Below are 15,319 nucleotides of genomic sequence, written 5' to 3' on the forward strand. Positions count from 1 at the left end.
CCATACAATTGCGGGTGGCAATTATCTCAACGTAATAAGTAAATTCTCATAAAGGATAGCATGTTCGCTAACAGCGGCGGCAAATAAAGGTACCCTGGGAATGCTATTTTATCGTTTTCCGCAATTCTCATGGCTGATTCATCTGTACAACCAGCCAGTGATAGATTACCGCCACGATATAACGTTGTTGTTCTTCGCTTAACGAAACACCCTGCGGAATGTTATGCCACTTAGCCAGACAACCGCGACAGCAGGTCGCGGTGGCGTGCTGAGCGATAAACACCGGATGCCCGCGCATGGGGGTTTGCTTACCGTCATTAGCCGGTAATGCCGGAGCAAGACGTTTAGCGACAAAATCCGCCGCATGTTGTTCGATGACTGGCGCGCCTTTCTCCAGGCAATACTGACGCTCTTTCATGCCCAGACGAAAGCGAGAGCGAAATTTTGAACGGGATAAACGCGCGAAGAGTGGATCGAGAGACTGCATTAATAAACCGAACGCCCTAACTGTTTCGTCAATTGTTCAAGGACGGCGATACCCGCAAGCGAGTTACCTGCATCATCCAGTTCCGGACTCCAGACTGCGATGGCCATTTCATGCGGAACAATCGCCACAATACCGCCACCAACGCCAGATTTCGCCGGTAGTCCCACCCGCCAGGCAAACTCCCCCGCGTTCTGGTACATACCACTGGTCGCCATCAGCGCGTTAATTTGCCGCGCCTGCATTGGCGTCACTACAGGTTCATCAATATGAATAGCTTTCCCCTGATTAGCCAGAAAGACAAACGTCCGAGCCAGCTCTACACAGCTCATTTTCAGAGCGCAGTAATGAAAGTAGTTTTGCAGAACGGTTGTCACGTCATGATGGAAATTGCCAAACGACTTCATCAGCCAGGCGATAGCCGCATTTCGCGCGGAATGTTCAAATTCGGAACGCGCTACCACCGTATCGTATGAAATATCAGACACACCGCTTAAGCCGCGCACGACTTCCAGCATACGTTGCCGTGGTGCGCTTAATCGCCCTTGCAACATATCGCAGACCACCAGCGCACCAGCATTAATAAACGGATTACGCGGAATACCCTGTTCCATTTCCAGTTGCACTAAAGAATTGAACGGTGATCCAGACGGATCTTTGCCGACGCGTTGCCAGATTTCCTCTTCGGAGTAATGACGCATGGCGACAACGAGACTCAGCACTTTGGAAATAGACTGAATGGAAAAACGTTCTTGCGCGTCTCCGGCCTGAAAAAGCTGTCCGTCAACGGTACAGATAGCAATGCCCAATCGGGAACCGTCTACTGTAGCCAGCGCCGGAATATAATCCGCGACTTTACCCTGACCAATGAGCGGCCGCACTTGCCGCAAGATGTTTTCTAAAATTGCATTATCCATGGCGACTGCCACTTTCTACTCCTGGACCGCAGGTCTGAAAAGACCTGCGAGTATATCAGAGCTGAATATGTCGCGTCAGATCCGGTCTTTCCACACCGTCTGGATATTACAGAATTCGTGTAAGCCGAAATGGGAAAGCTCACGACCAAAGCCACTCTTTTTCACGCCACCAAAGGCCACTCGCGCGTCGCTGGCACAATAACCATTGATAAACACCCCACCGCATTCCAGACGTGCCGCCATCTGTCTGGCCTGTGTTTCGTCGGTGGTAAAAATGGTCGCTGAAAGGCCGAACTCACTATCATTAGCCAGTTCCAGCGCATGTTCTGCATCTTTCGCAACGGTGATTGCCGCAACGGGGCCAAACATTTCTTCCCGAAACGCGGTCATTTCTGGGGTAACATTCGCCAGAACCGTTGGCGGATAGTAGTTACCTGCCCCAGCCATCTTTTCCCCGCCCAGTAACAAACGCGCACCCTGCGCCAGGGTTTTCTCTACCTGATGATGCAGCTCATCACGTAAATCAAAACGAGCCATTGGTCCGAGAGTGTTCTCTTCGTCACGGGGATCGCCCATTTTCAAGGCTGCCGCAGCTGCCACAAAACGTTCGGTAAATGCAGAAGCAATTCCCTCTTCGATAATAAAGCGTTTTGCCGCTGCACATACCTGTCCGGTATTCTGATAACGTCCGGCTACCGCCGCTTTAACCGCCAGTTCCAGATCGGCATCGTTAAGCACAATAAACGGATCCGAACCGCCCAGTTCCAGTACGCATTTTTTCAGTGCCGCTCCAGCCTGTGCGCCAATAGCCGCTCCAGCACGAACACTTCCGGTCACCGTGACAGCAGCAATGCGCGAGTCTTTAATCATCTGACTGACACCGTCGTTGTCGGCATTCAGCCAGCCATATACGCCTTGCGGGATTCCCGCATCTTTAAACACCTGGGCAATGAGCTGAGCACATCCCATCACATTCGGCGCATGTTTAAGTAAGTAGCCGTTACCTGCAAGAATGATGGGAACAGCGCCACGCATCACCTGCCATAACGGAAAATTCCACGGCATAATCGCCAGAATCGTCCCCAACGGTCGATACTCAATAACCGCCTGCTGATTTTCCACCAGTGTAGGTTCCGCCTTCAGCATTGCCGGACCATGTTCTGCATACCAGTCACACAAATTCGCCGATTTCGCCACTTCAGCGCGCGCCTGGTTGATTGGTTTGCCCATTTCGCGGGTGATCATTTGCGCCATTTCTTCGCTACGGGCGCGCAGAGCCTTACCGATATCACGCATTTTTTCAGCACGATAATCTATATTTGTCTCGCGCCAGTCGCGAAAGCCTGCTGCCGCCAGCTCAAGTGCGTTTTCGATATCGTTAGCGCCAGCCCACGGCAGCACAGAAAGTTGTTCACCCGTGGCAGGATTTATTGAAATTGCATGAGTTGCCGGAGTAATGGTCATCGGGGTATCTCCTTTATGAGTCATGGTATGAAGATACGCAGATTTACTCTTGCTTTAAAATGAATAATATTAAGCCACTTATTCACGAATCGAGAATGTTATGGATCTGACCCAACTGGAGATGTTCAACGCGGTTGCCGAAGCTGGCAGCATTACCCAGGCTGCAGCAAAAGTGCATCGCGTACCGTCGAATCTCACTACCCGTCTACGCCAGCTGGAAACAGAACTGGGGGTAGATCTGTTTATTCGCGAGAATCAGCGTTTACGTCTCTCTCCTGCCGGGCATAACTTTTTACGCTATAGCCAACAAATTCTCGCGTTAGTGGATGAAGCGCGGAGCGTTGTCGCTGGCGATGAGCCGCAAGGTTTATTTTCTCTTGGTTCGCTGGAAAGCACCGCAGCAGTGCGCATTCCGGCCACGCTGGCGGAATTCAACCATCGTTATCCCAAAATTCAGTTTTCACTTTCCACCGGCCCTTCCGGCACTATGCTGGAAGGAGTGCTGGAGGGAAAACTGAATGCGGCATTTATTGATGGGCCCATTAACCATACTGCCATTGACGGGATACCGGTATACCGCGAGGAGCTGATGATCGTCACGCCACAAGGTCATGCGCCAGTAATCCGCGCCAGTCAGGTTAACGGCAGTAACATTTATGCCTTCCGCACCAATTGTTCGTATCGTCGCCACTTCGAGAGCTGGTTTCATGCTGACGGTGCCGCTCCGGGAACTATTCACGAGATGGAGTCGTATCACGGGATGTTGGCCTGTGTGGTCGCAGGAGCAGGCATTGCGCTTATTCCACGCTCTATGCTGGAAAGTATGCCGGGGCATCACCAGGTTGAAGCGTGGCCGTTAGCTGAGCAATGGCGTTGGTTAACAACCTGGCTGGTCTGGCGTCGCGGTGCGAAAACGCGTCCGCTTGAGGCATTTATTCAACTACTGGATGTGTCTGACTCGGCAAAACAGAGTTACCAATGAACTATTTTGATAGTTCTTGCGGCTAATATGCTCTATATAGTGATGTTCCGATGACTTATGACTATATGGGGCAAATATGGTTACGCCAGTAAGCATCAGCAATTACATATCTCTTCCTGATGATTTTCCCGTTCGTAATATTGCACCACAGGTAAAAGAAGTTTTAAAGGACTTTATTGATGCGCTAAGTACAATAATATGTGATGAAGAGTGGCGCACGTCTTTAAACATCAACTCAGCCACAAAAAAGATATTTAATAACCTTGATAACTTATCATATATTCAGAGGACTTCTTTCCGGGGTAACGACACGCTATACAATGAAAAGGTTCAGTTTAAACTCACTTATCCCGTCAAGAATGGAAGACACAAAGAAAATATTGAATTTCAGGTAGTAATAAATTTAAGCCCTATTTATTTAGATAATTTTCGCCATGATGGAGAAATTAATATTTTTTGCGCTCCCAACCCAAAGCCTGTCACTATGGGGCGCGTATTTCAGACCGGCGTCGAGCGTGTGCTCTTTCTTTTTCTGAATGATTTTATTGAACAATTTCCAATGTTCAACCCTGGCGTTCCGATCAAAATAGCGCATACACCACATATTGAACCCCTGCCTCCGGATCACCATACCGCTGCAGATTACTTACGCCAGTTTGATTTGCTTGTCCTGAATTTTATCTCTCGCGGTAATTTTGTCATACTCCCCCGATTATGGAATAACTCTGAGGTTCACAGATGGTTCGTCAATAAAGATCCTAACTTGATCACCGCCATTCTCGACATAACGGACAGCGAATTAAAAGAGGATTTATTGCAAAGCCTGATGGATTCATTAGGTTCTAACAAACATGTACTACCCGAAGTCTGCATCTGCTTTTTATTCCTTTTAGCAGAACAAGAATCTCCTCATTTTCAGGACTTGTTTTTATTTTTCGCCAATATGTTATTGCACTATCACCAATTTATGAATCCCAATGAAAGTGATTTGAATGACGTGTTGATGCCAGCATCATTAAGTGATGATAAAATTATCAAGCATATGGCGCGCAGGACCCTCGAACTGTTTGTAAAAAATGAAACACCGCCAAAAGTTACTCACGAAGACCTGGTGAAAAACAGGCCTCGCTCCCCTGTCAGACCACCTATACCCGCAACCTCCAAAACGCCAGACCTCCCTGAACGTCATTAAACCGTGATGTTACCGACTCTCTGACGCGGAACAGAATCAGCGTCAGAGAAACGGAAAACGCGATCCAGATCACAAATACATTGTATTCACATCATTAACCGTTTTAAGATCATTTCATCACTTTTTCGCAACTCACCCGATAATCTGTTATGACAACAAACACTGTTTCCCGCAAAGTGGCGTGGCTACGGGTCGTTACGCTGGCAGTCGCCGCCTTCATCTTCAACACCACCGAATTTGTCCCTGTTGGCCTGCTCTCTGACATTGCGCAAAGTTTTCACATGCAAACCGCTCAGGTCGGCATCATGTTGACCATTTACGCATGGGTAGTAGCGCTAATGTCATTGCCTTTTATGTTAATGACCAGTCAGGTTGAACGGCGCAAATTACTGATCTGCCTGTTTGTGGTGTTTATTGCCAGCCACGTACTGTCGTTTTTATCGTGGAGCTTTACCGTTCTGGTGATCAGTCGCATTGGTGTGGCTTTTGCACATGCGATTTTCTGGTCGATTACGGCGTCTCTGGCGATCCGTATGGCTCCGGCCGGGAAGCGGGCACAGGCCTTGAGTTTAATTGCCACCGGTACAGCACTGGCGATGGTCTTAGGTTTACCTCTCGGGCGCATTGTGGGGCAGTATTTCGGTTGGCGAATGACCTTCTTCGCGATTGGTATTGGGGCGCTTATCACCCTTTTGTGCCTGATTAAGTTACTTCCCTTACTGCCCAGTGAGCATTCCGGTTCATTGAAAAGCCTCCCGCTATTGTTCCGCCGCCCGGCATTGATGAGCATTTATTTGTTAACTGTGGTGGTTGTCACCGCCCATTACACGGCATACAGCTATATCGAGCCTTTTGTGCAAAACATTGCGGGATTCAGCGCCAACTTTGCCACGGCATTACTGTTATTACTCGGTGGTGCGGGCATTATTGGCAGCGTGATTTTCGGTAAACTGGGTAATCAGTATGCGTCTGCGTTGGTGAGTACGGCGATTGCGCTGTTGCTGGTGTGTCTGGCACTGCTGCTACCTGCGGCGAACAGTGAAATACACCTCGGGGTGCTGAGTATTTTCTGGGGGATCGCGATGATGATCATCGGGCTTGGTATGCAGGTTAAAGTGCTGGCGCTGGCACCAGATGCTACCGACGTCGCGATGGCGCTATTCTCCGGCATATTTAATATTGGAATCGGGGCGGGTGCGTTGGTAGGTAATCAGGTGAGTTTGCACTGGTCAATGTCGATGATTGGTTATGTGGGCGCGGTGCCTGCTTTTGCCGCGTTAATATGGTCAATCATTATATTTCGCCGCTGGCCAGTGACACTCGAAGAACAGACGCAATAGTTGAAAGGCCCATTCGGGCCTTTTTTAATGGTACGTTTTAATGATTTCCAGGATGCCGTTAATAATAAACTGCACACCCATACATACCAGCAGGAATCCCATCAGACGGGAGATCGCTTCAATGCCACCCTTGCCCACCAGCCGCATAATTGCGCCGGAGCTGCGTAGGCTTCCCCACAAAATAACCGCCACCAGGAAAAAGATCAGCGGCGGCGCAACCATCAGTACCCAATCAGCGAAGGTTGAACTCTGACGCACTGTGGACGCCGAGCTAATAATCATCGCTATGGTTCCCGGACCAGCGGTACTTGGCATTGCTAGCGGCACAAAGGCAATATTGGCACTGGGTTCATCTTCCAGCTCTTCCGACTTGCTTTTCGCCTCCGGTGAATCAATCGCTTTCTGTTGCGGAAAGAGCATCCGAAAACCGATAAACGCGACGATTAAGCCGCCTGCAATTCGCAGACCGGGAATCGAAATGCCAAATGTATCCATCACCAGTTGCCCGGCGTAATACGCCACCATCATGATGGCAAATACGTACACCGAGGCCATCAACGACTGACGATTACGTTCGGCACTGTTCATGTTGCCTGCCAGGCCAAGAAATAGCGCGACAGTTGTTAATGGGTTAGCTAACGGCAGCAACACCACCAGCCCCAGGCCAATTGCTTTAAACAAATCTAACATTGGTGGTTGTTATCCTGTGTATCTGGGTTATCAGCGAAAAGTATAAGGGGTAAACAAGGATAAAGTGTCACTCTTTAGCTAACCTTGCATCGCATTGACCAAAACTTGAACCGATTTAGCAAAACGTGGCATCGGTCAATTCATTCATTTGACTTATACTTGCCTGGGCAATATTATCCTCTGCAACTAATTACTTGCCAGGGCAACTAATGTGAAAAGTACCAGCGATCTGTTCAATGAAATTATTCCATTGGGTCGCTTAATCCATATGGTTAATCAGAAGAAAGATCGTCTGCTTAACGAGTATCTGTCTCCGCTGGATATTACCGCGGCACAGTTTAAGGTGCTCTGCTCTATCCGCTGCGCGGCGTGTATTACTCCGGTTGAACTGAAAAAAGTGTTGTCGGTCGACCTGGGAGCACTGACCCGTATGCTGGATCGCCTGGTCTGTAAAGGCTGGGTTGAAAGGTTGCCGAACCCGAATGATAAGCGCGGCGTACTGGTAAAACTTACCACCAGCGGCGCGGCAATATGCGAACAATGCCATCAATTAGTTGGCCAGGACCTGCATCAAGAATTAACAAAAAACCTGACGGCGGACGAAGTTGCAACACTTGAGCATTTGCTTAAGAAAGTCCTGCCGTAAACAAAAAAGAGGTATGACGATGTCCAGACGCAATACTGACGCTATTACCATTCATAGCATTTTGGACTGGATCGAGGACAACCTGGAATCGCCACTGTCACTGGAGAAAGTGTCAGAGCGTTCGGGTTACTCCAAATGGCACCTGCAACGGATGTTTAAAAAAGAAACCGGTCATTCATTAGGCCAATACATCCGCAGCCGTAAGATGACGGAAATCGCGCAAAAGCTGAAGGAAAGTAACGAGCCGATACTCTATCTGGCAGAACGATATGGCTTCGAGTCGCAACAAACTCTGACCCGAACCTTCAAAAATTACTTTGATGTTCCGCCGCATAAATACCGGATGACCAATATGCAGGGCGAATCGCGCTTTTTACATCCATTAAATCATTACAATAGCTAGTTGATAACGTGACAACGTCACTGAGGCAATCATGAAACCACTTTCATCCGCAATAGCAGCTGCGCTTATTCTCTTTTCCGCGCAGGGCGTTGCGGAACAAACCACGCAGCCAGTTGTTACTTCTTGTGCCAATGTCGTGGTTGTTCCCCCATCGCAGGAACAACCACCGTTTGATTTAAATCACATGGGTACTGGCAGTGATAAGTCGGATGCGCTCGGCGTGCCCTATTATAATCAACACGCTATGTAGTTATTGTCAGGCTCTGATCACAGAGCCTGACATCTCCGTAATATCTTCCTCAAGTCTCAAATATTTTCGCCATTGTTGGCGATGAGATCCCGATACCAGTAAAACGACGCTTTACGTATCCGTTCCAGCGTTCCCTTCCCTTCGTTGTCTTTATCGACATAAATCATTCCGTAGCGCTTTTTCATTTCCCCTGTTCCGGCAGAAACCAGGTCAATGCAGCCCCACGGGGTGTAGCCAATTAAGTCAACACCATCTTCAACTACGGCTTTTTTCATTTCCCGAATATGGGAAGCAAAGTAATCAATGCGATAGTGATCGTTCACCGTGCCGTCAGCTTGTCTCTGGTCAACCGCACCAAATCCATTTTCGACAATAAACAGCGGCAACTGGAAATGATCCCAGAACCAGTTGAGTGAATAACGTAGCCCTGCCGGATCAATTTGCCATCCCCATTCGGATGTATCGATATAAGGGTTGCTGACCAAATCTCGTGGTTCAACATAATCCAGTTGCGGGTTATCGGGAGAAAATTGTGTCGTAAAAGACATGTAGTAGCTAAAACCGATAAAGTCGACACATCCACTGGCAAGAATCGCGTTATCTTCTGGTGTGATATCGAGGTTGAATCCTTTCCTGGCAAAGTAATTCAGCATATGTTGCGGATAATATCCACGAGCATGAACATCAGTAAACCAGTAACGACGATGCATCGCTTTCGTGGCCATCATCATATCGTTGGGTGCACACGTCAGAGGATAGATGGGGCACATGGCGATCATACAGCCAATGTTAAATTCAGGATTGATCGATTTTCCAGTCTGTACCGCCAGGGCACTGGCAACTAACTCGTAATGTACCGCCTGGTACATTATTTGTTCGCGCTCATTGATATCTTCCTCTGGCGAATACAAGATACCGGAATTAGTAAATGGACACAGGCTTTCGCTGAAATTCACCTGATTATTGATTTCGTTAAACGTCATCCAGTACTTTACTTTTTCTTTATAGCGCGTGAAGACCGTTGATGCGAAGCGGATAAAAAAGTCGATCAGCTTACGGTTTCGCCAGCCACCATATTTTGTCACCAGATGATAAGGCATCTCAAAATGCGAAAGCGTCACCACAGGTTCCATTCCTTGCTTCAGGCATTCATCGAACAGATCATCATAAAATTGTAAACCCTCTTCATTCGGCTCCTGTTCGTCACCTTGCGGAAAGATTCGTGTCCAGGCAATGGAAGTTCGAAAGCATTTGAATCCCATCTCGGCAAATAACTGAATATCTGTTTTATAGCGATGATAAAAATCAATTGCTTCATGATTGGGATAATTAAGCCCGTCGATAACGCCTTCTGTCACTTCACGCGGCACCCCGTGAGCGCCAGCAGTCATCACATCAGCGATACTGATGCCTTTTCCTCCTTCATTCCAGCCACCTTCCAACTGATGCGCGGCTACCGCGCCACCCCATAAAAAACCTTTTTTAAATCCTGACATACACAACTCCTTAACTAAAATAGATTACCACCAGACTTCCGCCTGGGTAATGACTCCAACTTATTGATAGTGTTTTATGTTCAGATAATGCCCGATGACTTTGTCATGCAGCTCCACCGATTTTGAGAACGACAGCGACTTCCGTCCCAGCCGTGCCAGGTGCTGCCTCAGATTCAGGTTATGCCGCTCAATTCGCTGCGTATATCGCTTGCTGATTACGTGCAGCTTTCCCTTCAGGCGGGATTCATACAGCGGCCAGCCATCCGTCATCCATATCACCACGTCAAAGGGTGACAGCAGGCTCATAAGACGCCCCAGCGTCGCCATAGTGCGTTCACCGAATACGTGCGCAACAACCGTCTTCCGGAGACTGTCATACGCGTAAAACAGCCAGCGCTGGCGCGATTTAGCCCCGACATAGCCCCACTGTTCGTCCATTTCCGCGCAGACGATGACGTCACTGCCCGGCTGTATGCGCGAGGTTACCGACTGCGGCCTGAGTTTTTTAAGTGACGTAAAATCGTGTTGAGGCCAACGCCCATAATGCGTGCTGTTGCCCGGCATCCAACGCCATTCATGGCCATATCAATGATTTTCTGGTGCGTACCGGGTTGAGAAGCGGTGTAAGTGAACTGCAGTTGCCATGTTTTACGGCAGTGAGAGCAGAGATAGCGCTGATGTCCGGCAGTGCTTTTGCCGTTACGCACCACCCCGTCAGTAGCTGAACAGGAGGGACAGCTGATAGAAACAGAAGCCACTGGAGCACCTCAAAAACACCATCATACACTAAATCAGTAAGTTGGCAGCATCACCTGAACGGAGATAATCCCTCACCTAACCGGCCCCTTGTTACAGTTGTGTACAAGGGGCCTGATTTTTATGACGGCGAAAAAAAACCGCCAGTAAACCGGCGGTGAATGCTTGCATGGATAGATTTGTGTTTTGCTTTTACGCTAACAGGCATTTTCCTGCACTGATAACGGATCGTTGACACAGTAGCATCAGTTTTCTCAATGAATGTTAAACGGAGCTTAAACTCGGTTAATCACATTTTGTTCGTCAATAAACATGCAGCGATTTCTTCCGGTTTGCTTACCCTCATACATTGCCCGGTCTGCTCTTCCAATGACCACATCCAGAGGCTCTTCAGGAAATGCGCGACTCACACCTGCTGTCACGGTAATGTTGATATGCCCTTCAGAATGTGTGATGGCATGGTTATCGACTAACTGGCAAATTCTGACACCTGCACGACATGCTTCTTCATCATTAGCCGCTTTAACAATAATGATAAATTCTTCGCCCCCGTAGCGATAAACCGTTTCGTAATCACGCGTCCAACTGGCTAAGTAAGTTGCCAGGGTGCGTAATACTACATCGCCGATTAAATGCCCGTAGGTATCATTAACCAATTTAAATCGGTCAATATCCAACAACATTAAATAAAGATTCAGAGGATCAGTGTTGCGTAACTGATGATCAAAGGATTCATCAAGAACCCGACGCCCCGGCAATCCCGTCAAAACATCCATATTGCTACGGATCGTCAGCAAATAAATTTTGTAATCGGTTAATGCCGCAGTAAAAGAAAGCAACCCCTCCTGAAAGGCGTCGAAATGCGCGTCCTGCCAGTGATTTTCAACAATAGCCAGCATTAATTCCCGACCACAGTTATGCATATGTTGATGGGCAGAATCCATTAGCCGAACGTAAGGTAATTCATCGTTATCGAGTGGCCCCAGATGATCAATCCACCGACCAAACTGGCACAGTCCATAAGAATGGTTATCCGTTATTTCTGGCTTACTGGCATCTCTCGCGACCACGCTGTGAAACATACTCACCAGCCACTGGTAGTGGGCATCGATAGCCTTATTGAGATTTAACAAGATGGCATCAATTTCCGTTGTCTTCTTGATCATTGCCACTCCTTTTTCACAGTTCCTTGTGCGCGCTATTCTAACGAGAGAAAAGCAAAATTACGTCAATATTTTCATAGAAATCCGAAGTTATGAGTCATCTCTGAGATAACATTGTGATTTAAAACAAAATCAGCGGATAAAAAAGTGTTTAATTCTGTAAATCACCTCTGCATTATCGTAAATAAAAGGATGACAAATAGCATAACCCAATACCCTAATGGCCCAGTAGTTCAGGCCATCAGGCTAATTTATTTTTATTTCTGCAAATGAGTGACCCGAACGACGGCCGGCGCGCTTTTCTTATCCAGACTGCCGCTAATGTTGATCATCTGGTCCGGCTGAACTTCTCGTCCATCAAAGACGGCCGCAGGAATAACAACATTAATTTCACCGCTCTTATCGCGAAAAACGTAACGGTCCTCTCCTTTGTGAGAAATCAAATTACCGCGTAGTGAAACCGAAGCGCCATCGTGCATGTTTTTTGCGAAATCAACGGTCATTTTTTTTGCATCATCGGTTCCGCGATAGCCATCTTCTATTGCATGAGGCGGCGGTGGCGCTGCATCCTGTTTTAAACCGCCCTGGTCATCTGCCAACGCATAAGGCATGACAAGAAAACTTGCTAATACAATGGACTGAAATTTCATACTAACTCCTTAATTGCGTTTGGTTTGACTTATTAAGTCTGGTTGCTATTTTTATAATTGCCAAATAAGAATACTGCCAATTGTTATAAGGCATTTAAAATCAGCCCACTAGCTGTCAAATATTCAGAGAATTTGACTCACTAAAGTTAAGAAGATTGAAGAGTCTTAAACATGTTTTCAGAATAATCGGATTTATATGTTTGAAAATTATTATATTGGACGAGCATACAGAAAAAGCAAATCACCTTTACATATAATAGCGTGGACAAAAAACAGTGAACATTAATAAAGATAAAATTGTACAACTCGCAGATACCGACACTATTGAAAACCTGACATCCGCGTTGAGTCAAAGACTTATCGCGGATCAATTACGCTTAACTACCGCCGAATCATGCACCGGCGGTAAGTTGGCTAGCGCCCTGTGTGCAGCTGAAGATACACCCAAATTTTACGGTGCAGGCTTTGTTACTTTCACCGATCAGGCAAAGATGAAAATCCTCAGCGTAAGCCAGCAGTCTCTTGAACGATATTCTGCGGTGAGTGAGAAAGTGGCAGCAGAAATGGCAACAGGTGCCATAGAGCGTGCGGATGCTGATGTCAGTATTGCCATTACCGGCTACGGCGGACCGGAGGGCGGTGAAGATGGTACGCCAGCGGGTACCGTCTGGTTCGCGTGGCATATTAAAGGCCAGAACTACACTGCGGTTATGCATTTTGCTGGCGACTGCGAAACGGTATTAGCTTTAGCGGTGAGGTTTGCCCTCGCCCAGCTGCTGCAATTACTGCTATAACCAGGCTGGCCTGGCGATATCCCCAGGCCAGCCATTGGTGGTGTTTATATGTTCAAGCCACGATGTTGCAGCATCGGCATAATCTGAGGAGCCTTACCGCGCCATTGTCGATGCAGGCGTTCCAGATCTTCGCTGTTACCTCTGGAAAGGATCGCCTCGCGAAAACGCTGCCCATTTTCACGCGTTAATCCGCCCTGCTCAACAAACCACTGGTAACCATCATCGGCCAACATTTGCGTCCACAGATAAGCGTAATAACCTGCAGCATATCCGCCACCAAAAATATGGGCGAAATAACTGCTGCGATAGCGTGGCGGTATAGCAGGAAGATCCATATTTTCCGCCACCAGCGCCCGCAATTCAAAATCATCGACATCCTGCATTGCTTCGTTTTCTTCCAGGCAATGCCAGCGCATATCGAGAAGTGCGGCGCTAAGCAGTTCGCTCATCTCATACCCTTTGTTGAACAGGCTGGCATTACGCATTTTCTGTTGCAGTTCGTCAGGCATTGCTGCCCCGCTCTGATAATGCCGGGCGTAGCGAGCGAATACCTGCGGATGCGTTGCCCAGTGTTCGTTGATTTGCGACGGAAATTCGACAAAATCACGCGGCGTGTTGGTGCCGGAAAGCGTGGCATAACGCTGGCGGGCAAAAAGGCCGTGCAGCGTATGACCAAATTCATGGAATAAGGTTATTACATCATCCCAGAGTAACAACGCAGGCTCACCGGCAGCGGGTTTCTGATAATTGCAGACGTTATAAATTACCGGATGCGTTTCATTAAGCGTTGATTGCTCAACAAAATTGCCCATCCATGCACCGCCGCTTTTTGAATCACGGGCGAAGAAATCACCGTAAAATAACGCCAGCCCCACGCCATTATGATCAAAAATTTCCCACACCCGAACGTCAGGATGGTAGACAGGAATATCAAAACGTTCGACAAACTTAATACCGAAGAGCTGATTCGCGGTCCAGAATACACCTTCATTCAACACCGTGTTTAATTCAAAATATGGCTTGAGCTGCGCTTCATCAAGATCAAATTTCTCCCGCCGTACCTGTTCCGCATAAAATGCCCAGTCCCACGGCTGCGCGCTAAACCCGCCCTGCTGCTTATCGATAACCGCCTGTATGGAGGCTAATTCATCGCTCGCACGTTGACGCGCCGCTGGAACAATTTCCCGCATAAAGTTGAGTGCTGCTTCTGGCGTTTTTGCCATCTGATCGGCGATTTTCCATGCGGCATAATGAGGAAAACCAAGCAGTTTCGCCTGCTGTGCGCGAATCTCTACCAGACGTTGAATGATAGCGCGGGTATCATTGCCATCATTTTTTTCCGCTCGCGTCCAGCCCGCAATAAACAGTTTTTCACGCGTCGCACGATCGCGCATTTCGGCAAGCGCCGGTTGTTGGGTGGTATTCAGCAGCGGAATCAGCCATTTGTTATCCAGACCTTTCTCGCGAGCCGCCTCTGCCGCCAGCGCAATCTCTTGCTCACTCATTCCTGCCAGCTGCGCGATATCGTTCACAACCAGACCGCCGGATTTATAAGCTGCCAGTAATCGCTGGTTAAACTGGCTGGTCAGGGTCGCAGCTTCTGTATTCAGTACTTTTAATTTTGCTTTATCAGCTTGCGCAAGTTTGGCTCCGGCAAGGACAAAACGTTGATGAATCACCTCCACCAGGCGGATGGATTCACTATCAAGCCCCAGGGATTCACGGCGCTGCCAGACAGCATCTACCCGCGCGAATAATTCACCGTTCAGATAGATATCATTAGCCAGTTCCGCCAGTTCAGCGGAAAACTGTTCATCAAGACGCTGTAATTCATCATTGGTATGCGCCGCAGTCATCGCAAAAAAGACGCTGGTAACGCGGGTAAGTAATTCTCCGCTTTGTTCCAGTGCCAGAATAGTATTGTTGAAATCAGGCGTTTGCGGGTTAAGCGCGATGGCAGCAATTTCTGCCCGCTTTTGCTGCATTCCCTCATCGAATGCCGGGCGATAGTGATGATTGGCAATTTGATCAAAATGGGGAGCCAGATACGGTAGTGTGCTTTGCACAAGGAAAGGATTCATTGTTGTCATTT

At 48.0% G+C, this 15,319-nt stretch carries 17 protein-coding genes; 8 read left to right on the forward strand and 9 right to left on the reverse strand.

The window, feature by feature from the left end; genetic code table 11:
• Window positions 1-127 precede the first annotated feature (127 nt).
• The 3 genes from C1P89_RS06630 to sad all read right to left on the reverse strand — a co-directional run bounded on the left by C1P89_RS06630 (window position 128) and on the right by sad (window position 2,865).
• Window positions 128-487: a DUF4186 domain-containing protein gene (locus tag C1P89_RS06630; protein ID WP_001191027.1), complete on the reverse strand. Its 360-nt coding sequence runs from the start codon at window positions 485-487 to the stop codon at window positions 128-130.
• Window positions 487-1,413 carry a glutaminase B gene (gene glsB, locus C1P89_RS06635; RefSeq protein WP_000257409.1) on the reverse strand — a complete coding sequence of 309 codons (927 nt, stop codon included), beginning with the start codon at window positions 1,411-1,413 and terminating at the stop codon, window positions 487-489. The genes C1P89_RS06630 and glsB overlap by 1 nt, the downstream gene beginning before the upstream one ends.
• A 63-nt stretch (window positions 1,414-1,476) precedes the next feature.
• Window positions 1,477-2,865: a succinate-semialdehyde dehydrogenase gene (sad, locus tag C1P89_RS06640; RefSeq protein ID WP_000156626.1), complete on the reverse strand. Its 1,389-nt coding sequence runs from the start codon at window positions 2,863-2,865 to the stop codon at window positions 1,477-1,479.
• A 100-nt stretch (window positions 2,866-2,965) separates the two neighbouring features.
• Here sad and ptrR point away from each other — a divergent pair, with 100 nt between their 5' ends.
• The 3 genes from ptrR to ydeA all read left to right on the forward strand — a co-directional run bounded on the left by ptrR (window position 2,966) and on the right by ydeA (window position 6,379).
• Entirely contained in the window at window positions 2,966-3,847 is an 882-nt protein-coding gene (gene ptrR, locus C1P89_RS06645) for a putrescine utilization regulator PtrR (protein WP_000366499.1), read from the forward strand.
• A gap of 76 nt (window positions 3,848-3,923) precedes the next feature.
• Window positions 3,924-5,039: a putative protein YneK gene (yneK, locus tag C1P89_RS06650; protein WP_000258571.1), complete on the forward strand. Its 1,116-nt coding sequence runs from the start codon at window positions 3,924-3,926 to the stop codon at window positions 5,037-5,039.
• A gap of 149 nt (window positions 5,040-5,188) precedes the next feature.
• Window positions 5,189-6,379, forward strand: a complete 1,191-nt coding sequence (gene ydeA / locus C1P89_RS06655; RefSeq protein ID WP_000210799.1) for an L-arabinose MFS transporter — start codon at window positions 5,189-5,191, stop codon at window positions 6,377-6,379.
• A 24-nt stretch (window positions 6,380-6,403) separates the two neighbouring features.
• Here ydeA and marC read toward each other — a convergent pair whose 3' ends face one another.
• Complete coding sequence (marC, locus tag C1P89_RS06660; protein WP_000885033.1) at window positions 6,404-7,069, reverse strand: NAAT family transporter MarC; 666 nt, start codon at window positions 7,067-7,069, stop codon at window positions 6,404-6,406.
• Between the two features lie 211 nt (window positions 7,070-7,280).
• Here marC and marR point away from each other — a divergent pair, with 211 nt between their 5' ends.
• From marR to marB, 3 genes are read left to right on the forward strand one after another with little or no spacing between them, the layout of a single operon-like run.
• A complete protein-coding gene (marR, locus tag C1P89_RS06665; protein ID WP_000843419.1) occupies window positions 7,281-7,715 on the forward strand; it encodes a multiple antibiotic resistance transcriptional regulator MarR in 435 nt (144 codons plus the stop codon).
• A gap of 19 nt (window positions 7,716-7,734) precedes the next feature.
• Window positions 7,735-8,118 (forward strand): MDR efflux pump AcrAB transcriptional activator MarA, encoded by a 384-nt coding sequence (gene marA / locus C1P89_RS06670; RefSeq protein ID WP_000091199.1) that lies wholly within the window; start codon window positions 7,735-7,737, stop codon window positions 8,116-8,118.
• A gap of 31 nt (window positions 8,119-8,149) precedes the next feature.
• Window positions 8,150-8,368, forward strand: coding sequence for a multiple antibiotic resistance protein MarB (marB, locus tag C1P89_RS06675; protein WP_000803659.1), 219 nt, complete (start codon window positions 8,150-8,152; stop codon window positions 8,366-8,368).
• A 56-nt stretch (window positions 8,369-8,424) separates the two neighbouring features.
• On the opposite strand, the gene C1P89_RS06680 is transcribed toward marB, so the two are convergent.
• A complete protein-coding gene (locus C1P89_RS06680; protein ID WP_000012618.1) occupies window positions 8,425-9,864 on the reverse strand; it encodes a 6-phospho-beta-glucosidase in 1,440 nt (479 codons plus the stop codon).
• A gap of 60 nt (window positions 9,865-9,924) precedes the next feature.
• Window positions 9,925-10,622 (reverse strand): IS1-like element IS1A family transposase gene (locus C1P89_RS06685; RefSeq protein WP_094096600.1). Its coding sequence is split into 2 segments (ribosomal slippage): window positions 9,925-10,373 and window positions 10,373-10,622, totalling 699 coding nucleotides; the frame shifts between segments, so codons are not numbered across the junction.
• Between the two features lie 54 nt (window positions 10,623-10,676).
• On the opposite strand from C1P89_RS06685, the gene mgtT reads away from it, so the two are divergent.
• Window positions 10,677-10,781, forward strand: a complete 105-nt coding sequence (gene mgtT, locus C1P89_RS25870; protein ID WP_211180496.1) for a protein MgtT — start codon at window positions 10,677-10,679, stop codon at window positions 10,779-10,781.
• Window positions 10,782-10,895: 114 nt separating this feature from the next.
• Here mgtT and dgcZ read toward each other — a convergent pair whose 3' ends face one another.
• The gene (dgcZ, locus tag C1P89_RS06690) at window positions 10,896-11,786 is read right to left on the reverse strand and encodes a diguanylate cyclase DgcZ (protein ID WP_000592822.1); all 891 of its coding nucleotides are present in this window, start codon (window positions 11,784-11,786) and stop codon (window positions 10,896-10,898) included.
• Window positions 11,787-12,040: 254 nt separating this feature from the next.
• Window positions 12,041-12,433, reverse strand: a complete 393-nt coding sequence (ydeI, locus tag C1P89_RS06695; protein WP_000671981.1) for a YdeI family stress tolerance OB fold protein — start codon at window positions 12,431-12,433, stop codon at window positions 12,041-12,043.
• 275 nt (window positions 12,434-12,708) lie between these two features.
• Here ydeI and C1P89_RS06700 point away from each other — a divergent pair, with 275 nt between their 5' ends.
• On the forward strand, window positions 12,709-13,227 hold the full coding sequence (locus C1P89_RS06700) for a 2-oxo-tetronate isomerase (protein ID WP_001024558.1): 519 nt from the start codon (window positions 12,709-12,711) through the stop codon (window positions 13,225-13,227).
• A gap of 44 nt (window positions 13,228-13,271) precedes the next feature.
• Here C1P89_RS06700 and dcp read toward each other — a convergent pair whose 3' ends face one another.
• Window positions 13,272-15,317 (reverse strand): peptidyl-dipeptidase Dcp, encoded by a 2,046-nt coding sequence (gene dcp / locus C1P89_RS06705; RefSeq protein ID WP_151350958.1) that lies wholly within the window; start codon window positions 15,315-15,317, stop codon window positions 13,272-13,274.
• Window positions 15,318-15,319 lie beyond the last annotated feature (2 nt).

This window comes from Shigella sonnei (genome assembly GCF_002950395.1).
In the GTDB taxonomy this organism is placed as follows: domain Bacteria; phylum Pseudomonadota; class Gammaproteobacteria; order Enterobacterales; family Enterobacteriaceae; genus ECMA0423.